This window comes from Mobiluncus mulieris, assembly GCF_014204735.1.
In the GTDB taxonomy this organism is placed as follows: domain Bacteria; phylum Actinomycetota; class Actinomycetes; order Actinomycetales; family Actinomycetaceae; genus Mobiluncus; species Mobiluncus mulieris.
In genome coordinates, this window is record NZ_JACHMA010000001.1 from 1583037 (window position 1) to 1595759 (window position 12723).

A 12723-nucleotide genomic window follows, 5' to 3' on the forward strand; every position below is an offset into this window, starting at 1 on the left:
GGATGCCCTCGTTCCGGTTTTTCGGGTTTAATAGGAATCGTCACAAGCGTTGTCCTGGGATTTAGACCAGGTTTCAACAGTGTTACGATTTTCCGTATCCAACCCCAAATTCGCCCAATTGTTGAGAGTAGCCCGTAAAGAGATATACCAGCCACTCCCCTCTTTGACCGCTGAAATCGCAAATAACGGCAGTTTGTCTGATTGCAAAGGCTTCATGCCGAACTTGCAACTACGCTGGCAGCCGCTTCTATGGCTTTCTTGCGTTTTCAAAACCCCGGCGAATTCTGGGGATACCCCTGTCCCAAGGGATTATGCAAACCTGCGGGAGGAAAGGACATTTTATACTCCTCTCAAAATACAGCTACACGCTGCCAGTCTATTGAGCGAGCAATCCAATAGTCACCCCTTTTACCAATAGAACCGCTGGGCGATAGCGTCGGCGAAGTGCTCGACGGCTTCACGGGCGGAATCCAAGTAAATATTGCCCTCTACCAGGCCAATCTCCATCACATAGTACGAGCCCTTACCATCCGGCACCAAGTCAATACGGTTATACAACACCTGGGTGTCGTGCTTGGTGGTGCGTTTAATCTGGTCGTGGACATAACGACGCACCTCTTCACCCCAACCCCATTCCTCTTGGGAAGAATACCGGGCGGTGACAATTTCCTCTGGTTCTGGCTCGTCACTGGCCGCATGCAACATCGCGCTCTTTTGGACAGTGTGCGAAATCACACCATTAAAGTACACCACCGAAACCTCGCCGTGGGTTTCCACCTGGGACAGGTAACGCTGAATCATCACCCCGGAACCTTGGGACAACAAATCCATAGCATGATGAATCGCCTCCATCCGGGAAACCGCTGAAGTCGCCGTATAGCGACCCACGCCGCGCCCCCCCGAAGAAATCGTAGGCTTCACCACAAAATCCCCGTGGGAAGGAAATCGGGTATGAACCTGATGCTTTGTCAGATTCGCGTCTGGCTCCAGCCAGATAGTGGGAATAATCGGCATCCCCCGCTTGGCTAGTTCTCGCAGATAGTGCTTATCCGTGTTCCACTCCAAAATATCGGGGGAATTCAACAGTTTCGGCACGCTACGCGCCCATCGCAAAAACTCCTCACGGTGGTGAGCATAGTTCGGGGTGGAACGCAACACCGCGAAACGACCCTCTGACCAGTCCACGCTCGGGTCGTCCCAATTACGCAACACCGGTTCGATGTCGTGCTCCCGCAAGGCCTCACACAGGTCTTCGTCCCCGGACAACCCTTTGGGAGTGTCGGTACTCATTACCAAAATCAGTTTATCGTCTGACATCTTCGCCTTTCAGTCCAAGTCCAAGTCCAAGTCCAAGTTCAAATAATCCTACCGTAACCCTTGCGGATGCGACAGGGCGATTTCTATCAGTTCCGTCACCAAATCTTGATAAGGCATCCCCATGTGCTCCCACATCCCCGGGAACAGAGAAAAGGGCGTCATCCCAGGCATGGTGTTAATCTCGTTCAAAATCAAACGCCCGGTTTCCTCGACATAAAAGAAATCCACCCGCGCCAACCCCTCGCCGCTGACCAGCTCGAAAGCCTGGCGAGCATAGTCACGGATTCGCTTGGCGACCAGTTCGGGAATCTGGGCGGGAATCGACAGGCTCACCGCATCCTGGGCGAAATACTTGCTTTCAAAATCATACAATCCCGGGGTTTGCTTCATCACCACTTCGCCGGGAAACGCGGTACGCGGAGCAGCGCCGTCCCGGCCTTCCAACACCGCGCATTCCACTTCGCGGGCTCCCACTACCCCAGCCTCGACAATTACCTTCGGATCGTGGCGGCGCGCTGCCACGACGGCCGCTTCGAATTCTTCCCACGCTTCAACTCGGCTCACCCCTAATGAAGACCCCGCCCGAGAGGGCTTCACGAACACCGGCAAACCAAAATCCAACACCTCGGCGGGCACCGCCGACTTGCGGTGACGCCACGCATAATCAGTAATCACCTGGAACCGACCCACCGGAATCCCGCCGCGTTCCAAAACCTGTTTCGTGTAGCCCTTGTCCATGCACAGAGCCGAAGCGGTCACCCCACAACCCGTATAGGGCACCCCGACCATCTCGCACAGCCCCTGGATGGTGCCGTCCTCGCCGTAAGGCCCGTGCAACAGGGGCATCACCACATCGATACGACCCAAATCCCGAATCGGGGAATCCGCGACGCGAGTATCCCAAAAAAACAGGTGCTGGTTTTGCGGCACCAAGGCCACGAAGGTGCCGTTGTCTGTCACTTCAGCACCCTGACCATCTTGGAGTCGCAAGGCCTCGACCTCGTCAGGCATCAACACCCACGCCCCACCCCGAGTAATCCCAATCGGCACGGGCTCAAAGCGGTTACGGTCAATATGTTCCAACACACCGGCGGCGGTGGCGCAAGATATGGAATGTTCCCCAGAAGATCCCCCAAAAATCACCGCTACCCGGGTTTTCGCGTTTTGTATCATAGAAGTTATGTTACCAGCCCTGGCGCGGTGCGGCGCCAGGGCATAGCCTTGACGACACCGCGCTTAACGGCAGAGGCAATTAAGCGATGGTAACGATTTGCTGTCACCACCCTAGCCTTGAATAACAAAGCTCAAATCCACGCCCCTGCCCTGGTTTCATGCCTCTTCCGAAATAGCCGGAGGCTTCGGCTCCAGATTTTCCATCCAACCTTCGAGTTTCCCGGCCTGGTCGGGGCACAGCGACAGCGCCGCGCTTTGCTCTAAACCCACCCAGAACAGCACCTGGGATGCCGGTGTGGGCAGCTTCGAGGCGGCGCTCTCGTTTGTCTGGGAAATAAACGACAGGACGCGGGTTGGCGACCACCCGGCTTCGAGTTTCGTACACACCCGCCAGCCCATCTCGGTGGCATCCGCACGCAAATCCACCGGATACCCGGGGTTCAAATACTGGATTCGGTTCCAAAACTGGGTCTCGCGTGCCCCCACATCGGCGGGTCGTTCGCCAGCCTCGCCGTGAATCTGGCCGAACTGCCAGGCCAGCAGCATCCCAGTGGCAAAGAACACAAAAGTGACAATCATGGTTTTCTTGGTTTTCGTGTCCCAAATCTCGGATTCGAAGCCGTCGCGGCGTGCCTTACGAAACATGTTTCCCCCGGTTATTCTTCCGCCGGGGGTTTGGCGGGTTCATGAGGGGCTTGCCCGGCATCCGGGCGTTGTTCTTCTTTCCCCCCGTTCGGGTTTCCGCAACCCGCACCCTTCCGGTGCCTGTCGCGATGATACCGGTCGCCGTCGCGTTTCATATCCCACAGTTTTTCCGGTGGGGTTTCCCCAGGACGCATTTGCGCAATCAGGCCAGTCAGAGCCTGGGAAATGCGGCCGGCCGCTTCGGTTATCGCCTCATGATCGTCAAACCTACCGTAAAGATCAGCCAAGTCGACCGGCGGCCCCGCGATGACCCGCACCCGGCCGCGCGGCGGGAAACGCCACTTGCCATAGGGTTCCAGGGTGCGATGCGCCCCCCACTGAGCCACCGGAATCACCGGCACGCGCGTCTCCAAAGCGAGCCGAGCCGCCCCGGTGCGCGGTTTCATTGGCCATAATCCGGGATCGCGCGTCAAGGTACCCTCTGGGAACATCCCCACGACCTCGCCAACCTGCAGCGCCGCGCGGGCAGCAATCAGGGAGTCCTTGGCTTGGGCGGATTCCCGAAACACCGGAATCATGCGGGAATGCTTGGCGCAAAACCCGACCACCGGCCAGTGCATCATCGTTTCTTTCACCATAATCCGCACCGAAACGTGATTCGCGAGTAAGAAATGCCCGAAAGTTACCGAATCGAGCTCTGTGACATGGTTGGATACCGCGATAAAACCGCCCCGTTTGGGCAGGTTTTCGGCGCCTTGATACTCGCGCCTCATGAGCAGAATCAACAACCACCGCACCGGCCACGCCGCGAGGAAGTACACCACTCCCATCGCGGGGCGTCCCCAGCGGTTTTTACGGAAAGGCCGGGAAAACTGCGCGATAGCGCGCCTGATTTCGGGTTCATTAGAGGATTTAGAAGGCTTAGAGGGTTTAGAGGACATCACACCAACTCCACATCCGCGTCGAGGGCTCGCAGTTTCGTCATGAAATCCTCGTAGCCCCGGTTAATAATGTCTACCCCAGAGACCCGCGAGGTGCCCGCTGCCGCCAAAGCCGCGACCACATGCGAAAAACCGCCGCGCAAATCCGGGACGTCTATCTCGGCTCCGGCCAAGGGGGTTGGCCCGGAAATCACCGCCGAGTGATAGAAATTGCGCGCCCCGAAGCGGCAGCGCAATCCCCCCAGACATTCACGATAGACCTGAATTGTCGCCCCCATACGGCGCAGCGCCTCGGTGAATCCGAAGCGGTTTTCGTACACGGTTTCATGCACAATCGACAGGCCTTCTGCCTGGGTCAACGCTACCACCAGGGGTTGCTGCCAATCCGTCATGAAACCGGGATGCACGTTGGTTTCCAAGACAATGGAGCGCAGCGCCGCCCCCGCGCCACGCCGGAACCGAATGGCGTCCTCGGTGATGTCGAAATCCCCGCCGACTTTGCGAAACACATTCAGGAAGGTCATCATGTCCTGTTGGCGCGCCCCGCGCACCGTAATGTCGCCGTTGGTGGCCAGAGCCGCCGCTGCCCACGAGGCCGCTTCGATACGGTCGGGCAGGGCGGTGTGTTGAAAGCCTCGCAGTTCCTCGACTCCTTCCACACGAATGACCCGGTCGGTGTCCACGGAAATAATCGCCCCCATTTTTTGCAAAATCGCGACTAAATCCATGATTTCGGGTTCCACGGCGGCTCCGCGCAGTTCGGTGATACCCCGGGCGCGCACCGCCGTCAACAGGGTTTGCTCGGTGGCACCGACCGAAGGATAAGGCAATTCGACCTTCGTGCCTTCCAAGCCGTGGGGGGCGCGTAGTTCGATGCCGTGGGACAGTTTTTCGATTTCCGCGCCAAAGGCTCGCAAGGTTTGCACATGGAAATCAATGGGGCGCCCGCCGATATTGCAGCCCCCCAGGTTGGGAATTACCGCGTGTCCGAGCCGATGCAACAGTGGCCCGCACAGCAGAATCGGGATGCGCGAAGACCCGGCATGTTGGTCGATTTGCGCCACTGGGGCGGTGTGTACGCCTTGCGGGTCGAGGTGCAATACCCGCGTGGTTTTGTCGAAGACCACGCCGACCCCGTGCAGTTCCAACAGTTTCGTCACGACTTCTACGTCGCGAATATCGGGTACGGAAGCCAGGGTCGAAGGCGCGGCGGAAAGCAGCGAAGCCACCATCGCTTTGGGAACCAGGTTTTTTGCCCCGCGTACCGTGATTTCCCCGCGCAGGGGTCGCCCGCCGTTGACTCGTAAAACCGCCATTCGCTCGCCTTTCTGTGGGTGTTTCGGTCTTATTCTATCGTTACGGCGGGGGTTGCGTTGGGTGCGTCGGGTTCATGAGGTGCCAAGAATTTTTGGCGTCTCATTTTCTCACATATTGAGAGGGATTAGATAAATCCGCACCATAACATCTAGACTGGGTTTCACCCACAAAAAGTGGCTGACGTAGGCTGAAGAAATCCCCGGATATTCTCTTGGCTCAACTATAAATTTTGGAGGCTAACTAGTGAAAAAGAAACTACTCTCCACCATGGCGCTTACCGCCGCTATGGCCTTAACTCTCAGCGCCTGTGGCGGCGCCAGCGCCGACACCGACAAAAAGGCGGATGACAAGCCTGTCAAAACTGACGCGGTTATCACCGTAAATAACACTGAACCGCAACACCCCTTGATTCCCGGAAACACGAACGAGGTCGCCGGTGGGCTGGTAATTGACCATATTTACGCTGGTTTGCAATCTTATGATGAAAAGGGCGAGACTCAGCTGGAAATGGCCGAATCGATTAAGTCAGACGACAACCAAACTTGGACAATTAAAATTAAACCCGACCAGAAGTTCTCGGATGGGTCGGCGGTGAACGCGAAATCTTTCGTGGATGCCTGGAACCAGACTGTCAAACAGAACATGGTGAGCGCTTCTTTCTTTGAAAGCGTGGAAGGCTACGACGATGCCGTAAAGGATGCCGAGGCTCAGGTTAAAGGTAGCGGCGTGGGCACCGTGGACATGTCTGGTTTGAATGTGGTGGACGACCAGACCTTCACGGTAAAGCTGAAACGACCGGAATCTGATTTCCCCTTGCGTTTAGGTTATTCCGCATACTTCCCCATGCCCGAGGCTGGAATTGGCAGTCCGGACAAAGTCGCTAAATTCGGGGATGCGCCAATTAGTAACGGCCCCTACGTAGTTAAAAAAGGTGACTGGGAGCACAATGTCCAGATTACCCTCACCCCTAACCCCAATTACAAGGGGCCGCGCAAGGTTATGAACGGCGGGATAACCATGAAGATTTACTCTGGACAAGACGCCGCGTACAACGACTTGCTGGGCGAAACGCTCGATATTTTGGACGCGATTCCCGATTCGGCTTTCGGCACTTTCCAAAATGAACTTGGTAAACGGGCGGTAAACAAAGCTTCGGCGGTTTTCCAGTCCTTTACTATCCCCGCTAATGACAAGCGGTTCCAAGGTGAAGAAGGCAAACTACGCCGCCAAGCCCTGTCCTATGCGATTAACCGTAAGGAAATCTGCGACAAAGTCTTCCAAGGTACCCGTACCCCCGCCACGGATTTCATTGCCCCGGTAGTTCCCGGACACAATGACAACCTCAAAGGTAAAGAGGTTGTGAAGTTCGACCCCGAAAAAGCTAAAGAGCTGTGGAAGAAAGCCGATGAAAAATCCCCCTGGTCGGGTTCTTTCGAGCTGGCTTACAACCCGGATGGAGGTCACCAGGCTTGGGTGGATGCCGTTATGAACTCTATTAAGAACACCTTGGGTATCGACGCGAAAGGCAAGCCCTACGCCGATTGGAAGTCCTTGCGTGACGATGTCCAGAGTCGCAAGATTACGGCGGCTTTCCGTACCGGTTGGCAGGCGGATTACCCCTCGCCGTACAACTTCTTGCAGCCGCTATACGGCACCAAAGCCTCGTCTAATGACGGGGATTACTCCAACCCGAAGTTCGACGAACTGCTGGATAAAGCCTTGAATACCTCAGATCAGGCGGAGGCTAACAAGATTTACGACCAGGCTCAAGAAATCCTGTTCGAAGATCTCCCGGCCATTCCCCTGTGGTATTCCAATGTGGTAGGTGGCTTCGGTAAGGGCGTGAAGGGTGTCGTCTTTGACTGGCACTCCAAGCCTTTGCTCTACCAGGTTGCCAAGTAGGTGGAGGCTGCTAAGCGCCGAGTTTAAAACCTGAAAAATTCGTGGCTCGGAGTTTCCTCCGAGCCACGAATTTTGTTTTACCACCTATTTACCAAGTAAGATAGAAACTATATTGTCTAAGTAAACATGGAAGGAGGCAGGGTTGTTACGATACCTTGGCCGACGACTCCTCCAGATTATTCCAGTGCTTATCGGTGCCACCTTTATTATCTACGCGCTGGTATTCCTGATGCCCGGTGACCCCATCGCGGCACTCGGCGGGGATCGGGGTCTCCCACCCGCTGCTGAAACCGCCTTGAAAGCCAAATATAATCTGGATAAACCATTTATAGTCCAATATTTGCTCTACCTCAAAGGCATTATGACTTTTGACTTCGGGCTGACATTTTCGGGACGTGAGGTCACCGAAGTAATGGCCTCCGCCTTCCCCGTCACCATTAAACTCGCGTTTATGGCACTGGCTTTCGAAGCAATCTTCGGAATTACTTTCGGCACCATTGCCGGGTTGCGGCGCGGTGGTGTCTTTGACGCGACTGTGCTGATAGTTTCCCTGTTCGTCATCGCGGTGCCGACCTTTGTGATTGGCTTCGTGATGCAGTTCATAATCGGGGTGAAACTGGGATGGCTGCCCACCACTGTGGCGGGTAAAGATAATTTCGTTTCCCTGCTAATGCCTGCCATTGTGCTGGGCGCCGTATCTTTCGCCTACGTGCTGCGACTCACCCGCCAATCCGTCTCCGAAACGGCCAGTGCTGACTTTGTGCGCACCGCTAAAGCCAAGGGCTTAAAAAACGGGCGCGTAATTCGCGTACATATCTTGCGTAACTCGCTAATTCCCGTGGCGACCTTCCTCGGAGCCGACCTGGGCGGCCTAATGGGCGGTGCCATTGTTACCGAAGGGATTTTCGCCATCAACGGGGTGGGCGGCAACATCTACCAAGCAATTATTAAAGGTGAACCCGCCACCGTGGTTTCATTTACCACGGTACTGGTCTTAGTTTATATTGTGGCAAACCTGTTGGTGGATTTACTCTATGCCGCCCTCGACCCGCGCATCCGCTACGAATAAGGAGGACGTAATGAGTGACCACACGAAAAACCCTGAAACCACCGCCAAGCTCGCATTTCCCGCCCAAAAACATTACGTGTCGGATATTGACGAAACCGGTCTGGGCGCGGTCGATGCTGTAGCCGATGATTCTGCTCCCGCCTCGCTGTGGGGCGAAGCCTGGAAATACCTGCGCAAGCGCCCCTTGTTTTGGATAGCCGCGATTATCATTGCCTTTTCTATCGTTATGGCGGCCTTCCCGCAACTGTTCACTCGGATAGACCCGAACTTCTGTGAACTATCGAACTCCTATGCCCCACCCAAAGCGGGTCACCCCTTCGGTTATGACCGGCAAGGCTGCGACATTTTCGCGCGCACCATCCACGGAGCACGAGCCTCGGTAATAGTTGGCTTGTTAACCACCTTCATGGTGGTGATTATCGGGGGAGCCTTTGGAACTCTCGCCGGGTTCTTCGGTGGCTTCGTAGACGCTTTTCTCTCGCGTATCATCGATATTATCTTTGCGGTACCGTTTATTCTCGCAGCCATCGTCGTGATGCAAATGTTTCGTGACAACCGCACCGTTTTCACTGTAGTGCTGGTGCTGGCGGTATTCGGCTGGCCTTCGATTGCCCGCATTACCAGGGGTGCCGTGATGCAAACCAAAAACGAGGAATTCGTCACCGCCGCGAAAGCTCTGGGGGAAAACAAGTGGAAAATCATCCTGCGCCACATTGTGCCCAATGCCATCGCCCCGATGATTGTCTATGCCACCGTAGCGCTCGGAACCTTTATTGTGTCCGAAGCCACCCTGTCCTTCCTGGGGGTGGGACTGCCCTCCAATGTAGTCAGTTGGGGTGGGGATATTTCTAGGGCGCAAACAGCACTGCGTCAAGCCCCACAGGTCTTGTTCTATCCAGCCGGGGCTCTGGCTTTAACCGTGTTGAGTTTCATCATGATGGGTGACGTGGTTCGGGACGCACTCGATCCGAAAGCGAGGAAAAAATGAGCGAAGCAAGCCAGGAAACCCAGATGGCACCTCGTGAAGCCGAAACCAAAACGGCTCCCACGGCGACCATCGCACCAACCGAGGCGGGACAACTGCATGTCGATACCCCCGCCACCGCCGCCGAAATGGAAGCCACCGGCGAGGAAACCATCTTGAAATCCGTGTCCTACCAGGCAGCCAAGAACGGCGAAACCATGCCTCTGCTAGAAGTTGTCGACCTCGAAGTCGCCTTTCGTTCCACCACCGGAATGGTGCCGGCGGTACGCAAAGTCAACTTCACAATCTATCCCGGGCAAACCATTGCTATCGTGGGCGAATCCGGATCCGGCAAGTCCACTGCCGCCGCCGCCATTATTGGACTTTTGCCCGGCACCGGGAAAATCGTCGGCGGCAAGATTCTGTTCCGCGGCCACGACATCACCACGTTGAACAAGAAACAACAAGTGGCTCTGCGCGGCTCACATGTCGGGATGGTGCCCCAAGACCCCATGTCCAACCTGAACCCCGTGTGGAAGATAGGTTTCCAAGTCAAAGAAGCCTTGACCGCGAACCGCAAAGCCAAAGGCCGAGAAGACGAGCGGGTCGTAGAACTTCTGGAAGAAGCCGGGCTACCCAACGCCACCAGGCGGGTGAAACAATATCCCCACGAATTCTCCGGGGGGATGCGCCAGCGGGCGCTAATAGCCATAGGTTTCGCTGGGGAACCGCAACTGCTGATTGCTGATGAACCGACCTCTGCCTTGGATGTGACGGTGCAACGTCGAATTCTCGATCACCTGGCTACCATTACCGAGAAACGCGAAGCCTCCGTGCTGTTCATCACCCATGATTTGGGACTCGCGGCCGAACGCGCTTCGCACCTGGTGGTGATGCACCGGGGTCGCGTCGTGGAATCCGGGCCGGCTTTGGATATTTTGGGACAGCCCCAGCATCCCTACACCCAACGCCTGGTGTCGGCCGCGCCATCCCTGGCCTCCCAGCGGATTCAGGCCGCCAAGGCGCGCGGCGAGACCTCCACCGAGTTGCTGACCCACGGTATGGCTCATCCCGAGGAATACAAAGAAATCATTCGCGCCGAGAAACTGACCAAGATTTTCGATATTCGCGGCGCCAAGGGCGAAGCAAAACAGCTAAAAGCCGTTGATGAAGTGTCATTTTCTTTGCGGCGCGGCACCACCCTGGCCTTGGTCGGAGAATCCGGGTCAGGTAAATCCACCGTGGCGAATATTATTTTGAACCTGATTAACCCCACCTCAGGCAAGGTTTACTATCAGGGCACCGATTTATCCACCCTGGGACGCCGGGAGTTGTTCGACATGCGCGCCAAACTGCAAGTCGTGTTCCAAAACCCGTACGCGTCTTTGAATCCGATGTTTTCGGTGTACCGCTGTATCGAAGAACCCCTGTTGGTACACCATTTCGGGGGGCGCAAAGAGCGTGAGGAACGCGTGGCGCAGCTGCTGGATGCGGTGGCTTTGCCGCGTTCGGCGATGCGACGCTATCCTGGGGAACTCTCCGGGGGGCAGCGTCAACGGGTGGCGATTGCCCGCGCTTTGGCGCTACGACCCGAGATTATTGTTTTAGACGAGGCGGTTTCCGCCCTGGACGTCTTGGTGCAAGAACAGATTCTGCAGCTTTTGGCCGATATCCAGCACGATTCGCATATCACGTACCTGTTCATCACCCACGATTTAGCGGTGGTGCGCCAGATGGCCGACGAGGTCGTGGTGATGCAGTCGGGGCGCGTGGTGGAACGCGGGTCGGTGGACGTGATTTTCGACCGTCCGCAAGAGGCTTACACTCGGGATTTGATAGAGGCGATTCCGGGACGCAATATTCCGTTGTGGAATGGCGACTAGTCGCTCTCGCGCCGCAAGAACTCGGACAGACGCTGCGCGGCGGCTACCACCGCCGGACCAAGATTGCGCCCGGGCTGCCGCCCCAGACGCTCGATAGGCCCCGAAACACACACGGCCGCCACGACGCGCCCATTCGCCCCGCGAACGGGCGCTGCCACTGAGGCCACGCCAACCTCACGCTCCCCCACTGCCTGCGCCCAACCGCGCCGCCGTACCTCCGAGAGCTGGGTGACATTGAACACCGCCCCGCGCATCGCACGGTGCATCCGTTCGGGTTCTTCCCAGGCCAGCAAAATCTGGGCAGAGGATCCGGCACGCAACGACAGCAGCGCCCCCACAGGAACCGAATCGCGCAACCCGATGGGACGGTCCACAGCCGCCACACAGATTTGCTGGTCAGCTTGGCGGCGAAACAGCTGGCAGGATTCGTGGGTATGGTCACGCAAAGCAGTCAATACGGGGGTGGCAATCGCCAACAGCCGGTCATCGCCCGCCGCACCGGCCAGTTCCGCGAAACGCGGCCCCAGGATGAAACGCCCCCGCGCATCCCGATTCACAAAACGGTGGTGTTCCAAGGCTACCGCCAGTCGGTATACCGTGGGGCGTGCGAGGTGCGTAGTGGCCACCAGCCGCGACAGGCTAGCCGGGCCAGCCTCGAGCTGTGACAGAATTGCCACGGCTTTATCCAGCACCCCAACCCCGGAGTTCTCCTCTGTCTTGTCCATAACACGATACTGACATCTCAAGATGTGAAATGCAAGCGAGGCACCCCGAATAATTTCGAGGTTTCTATGCGTCTCCACGGCGTTCAACATGGTAGGGTAGCGAACATGAGTAACAATATGCCACTAAATAATCCATATGCCCCGCTTCCAAACCAAAATTTATCGAACCAGGGGCTTCCCAATCAAAGCTACCCGGGTCAGGGCAGCTCAAACCAGGGCATGCCAAATTTCGGATACGGGACTTTCTCGGGTCTCCCGATGGGTTTCCGCGAAGTCGACAAGGTGCTCTACGTTGTTCTGACCTTCTTCATCGGGAGTTTCGGCGTACACTGCTTCCTGCGCGGTCAAGTTGGCATCGGGATTCTGATGCTGCTGTGCAACTGGATGACGCTAGGGCTGTGGTGGCTGATTGACTTCGTTATCGCGTTAGTGAAACTGGGACAGTACCCCGGCGATAAATTCATCTTCGACGCGAACGGTAACTGGGCTTACATGCAGTAGTAACTCTGGCTTTGTGCCAAAGCCAGGTTCCTGGCACTGCCAGAAGCCTGCATTCTGCTAAAAGTTATGGCGTGCGGCTTTTGCCGCACGCCATAACTTTTAGCAGTACCCCCAACCGGATTTGAACCGGTGTTACCGCCGTGAGAGGGCGATGTCCTAGGCCGCTAGACGATAGGGGCGCTGGGGTACCAGGACTCGAACCTAGACTAAGTGAACCAGAATCACTCGTGCTGCCAATTACACCATACCCCATGGTGCCGTGCCCAATTCAGAGCGAAAAAACGCT

The 12723-nt window shown here is 56.5% G+C and carries 11 protein-coding genes and 2 tRNA genes; 5 read left to right on the plus strand and 8 right to left on the minus strand.

What is annotated here, in order from left to right; translation table 11 throughout:
* Positions 1–408 precede the first annotated feature (408 nt).
* The 5 genes from F4555_RS07180 to murA all read right to left on the minus strand — a co-directional run bounded on the left by F4555_RS07180 (position 409) and on the right by murA (position 5392).
* Complete coding sequence (locus tag F4555_RS07180) at positions 409–1317, minus strand: ATP-grasp domain-containing protein (RefSeq protein ID WP_004011816.1); 909 nt, start codon at positions 1315–1317, stop codon at positions 409–411.
* 48 nt (positions 1318–1365) lie between these two features.
* Positions 1366–2490, minus strand: coding sequence for a D-alanine--D-alanine ligase family protein (locus F4555_RS07185; protein ID WP_115325888.1), 1125 nt, complete (start codon positions 2488–2490; stop codon positions 1366–1368).
* A gap of 156 nt (positions 2491–2646) precedes the next feature.
* Entirely contained in the window at positions 2647–3135 is a 489-nt protein-coding gene (locus tag F4555_RS07190; RefSeq protein ID WP_115325887.1) for a DUF732 domain-containing protein, read from the minus strand.
* Between the two features lie 11 nt (positions 3136–3146).
* Positions 3147–4076 (minus strand): lysophospholipid acyltransferase family protein, encoded by a 930-nt coding sequence (locus F4555_RS07195; protein WP_115325886.1) that lies wholly within the window; start codon positions 4074–4076, stop codon positions 3147–3149.
* Positions 4076–5392 carry a UDP-N-acetylglucosamine 1-carboxyvinyltransferase gene (gene murA, locus F4555_RS07200; RefSeq protein ID WP_115325885.1) on the minus strand — a complete coding sequence of 439 codons (1317 nt, stop codon included), beginning with the start codon at positions 5390–5392 and terminating at the stop codon, positions 4076–4078. Before murA ends, F4555_RS07195 begins: the two co-directional genes overlap by 1 nt.
* Before the next feature lie 244 nt (positions 5393–5636).
* On the opposite strand from murA, the gene F4555_RS07205 reads away from it, so the two are divergent.
* From F4555_RS07205 to F4555_RS07220, 4 genes are all read left to right on the plus strand, one after another.
* Positions 5637–7295 carry a peptide ABC transporter substrate-binding protein gene (locus tag F4555_RS07205; protein WP_004011811.1) on the plus strand — a complete coding sequence of 553 codons (1659 nt, stop codon included), beginning with the start codon at positions 5637–5639 and terminating at the stop codon, positions 7293–7295.
* A 142-nt stretch (positions 7296–7437) separates the two neighbouring features.
* The gene (locus tag F4555_RS07210; RefSeq protein ID WP_004014564.1) at positions 7438–8364 is read left to right on the plus strand and encodes an ABC transporter permease; all 927 of its coding nucleotides are present in this window, start codon (positions 7438–7440) and stop codon (positions 8362–8364) included.
* 10 nt (positions 8365–8374) lie between these two features.
* Positions 8375–9352: an ABC transporter permease gene (locus tag F4555_RS07215; RefSeq protein ID WP_004014565.1), complete on the plus strand. Its 978-nt coding sequence runs from the start codon at positions 8375–8377 to the stop codon at positions 9350–9352.
* Complete coding sequence (locus F4555_RS07220; RefSeq protein ID WP_004014566.1) at positions 9349–11211, plus strand: dipeptide ABC transporter ATP-binding protein; 1863 nt, start codon at positions 9349–9351, stop codon at positions 11209–11211. Before F4555_RS07215 ends, F4555_RS07220 begins: the two co-directional genes overlap by 4 nt.
* On the opposite strand, the gene F4555_RS07225 is transcribed toward F4555_RS07220, so the two are convergent.
* Positions 11208–11936, minus strand: coding sequence for an IclR family transcriptional regulator (locus F4555_RS07225; RefSeq protein ID WP_114991386.1), 729 nt, complete (start codon positions 11934–11936; stop codon positions 11208–11210). The two genes, F4555_RS07220 and F4555_RS07225, sit on opposite strands and share 4 nt — an antisense overlap.
* Before the next feature lie 219 nt (positions 11937–12155).
* Here F4555_RS07225 and F4555_RS07230 point away from each other — a divergent pair, with 219 nt between their 5' ends.
* Positions 12156–12437 (plus strand): TM2 domain-containing protein, encoded by a 282-nt coding sequence (locus F4555_RS07230; protein ID WP_115326120.1) that lies wholly within the window; start codon positions 12156–12158, stop codon positions 12435–12437.
* Between the two features lie 106 nt (positions 12438–12543).
* Here F4555_RS07230 and F4555_RS07235 read toward each other — a convergent pair.
* Positions 12544–12616, minus strand: a tRNA-Glu gene (locus tag F4555_RS07235).
* A 1-nt stretch (position 12617) separates the two neighbouring features.
* Positions 12618–12689: transfer RNA gene (locus F4555_RS07240), tRNA-Gln, on the minus strand.
* Positions 12690–12723 lie beyond the last annotated feature (34 nt).

Excerpts from the sequence above, each read along its gene's own strand:
- F4555_RS07230 (WP_115326120.1), top strand. The coding sequence starts at position 12,156 with ATGCCAAATTTCGGATACGGGACTTTCTCGGGTCTCCCGATGGGTTTC.
- F4555_RS07225 (WP_114991386.1), bottom strand. The coding sequence starts at position 11,936 with ATGGACAAGACAGAGGAGAACTCCGGGGTTGGGGTGCTGGATAAAGCC.
- F4555_RS07220 (WP_004014566.1), top strand. The coding sequence starts at position 9,349 with ATGAGCGAAGCAAGCCAGGAAACCCAGATGGCACCTCGTGAAGCCGAA.
- F4555_RS07180 (WP_004011816.1), bottom strand. The coding sequence starts at position 1,317 with ATGTCAGACGATAAACTGATTTTGGTAATGAGTACCGACACTCCCAAA.
- F4555_RS07190 (WP_115325887.1), bottom strand. The coding sequence starts at position 3,135 with ATGTTTCGTAAGGCACGCCGCGACGGCTTCGAATCCGAGATTTGGGAC.
- F4555_RS07185 (WP_115325888.1), bottom strand. The coding sequence starts at position 2,490 with ATGATACAAAACGCGAAAACCCGGGTAGCGGTGATTTTTGGGGGATCT.
- F4555_RS07195 (WP_115325886.1), bottom strand. The coding sequence starts at position 4,076 with ATGTCCTCTAAACCCTCTAAGCCTTCTAAATCCTCTAATGAACCCGAA.
- F4555_RS07215 (WP_004014565.1), top strand. The coding sequence starts at position 8,375 with ATGAGTGACCACACGAAAAACCCTGAAACCACCGCCAAGCTCGCATTT.
- murA (WP_115325885.1), bottom strand. The coding sequence starts at position 5,392 with ATGGCGGTTTTACGAGTCAACGGCGGGCGACCCCTGCGCGGGGAAATC.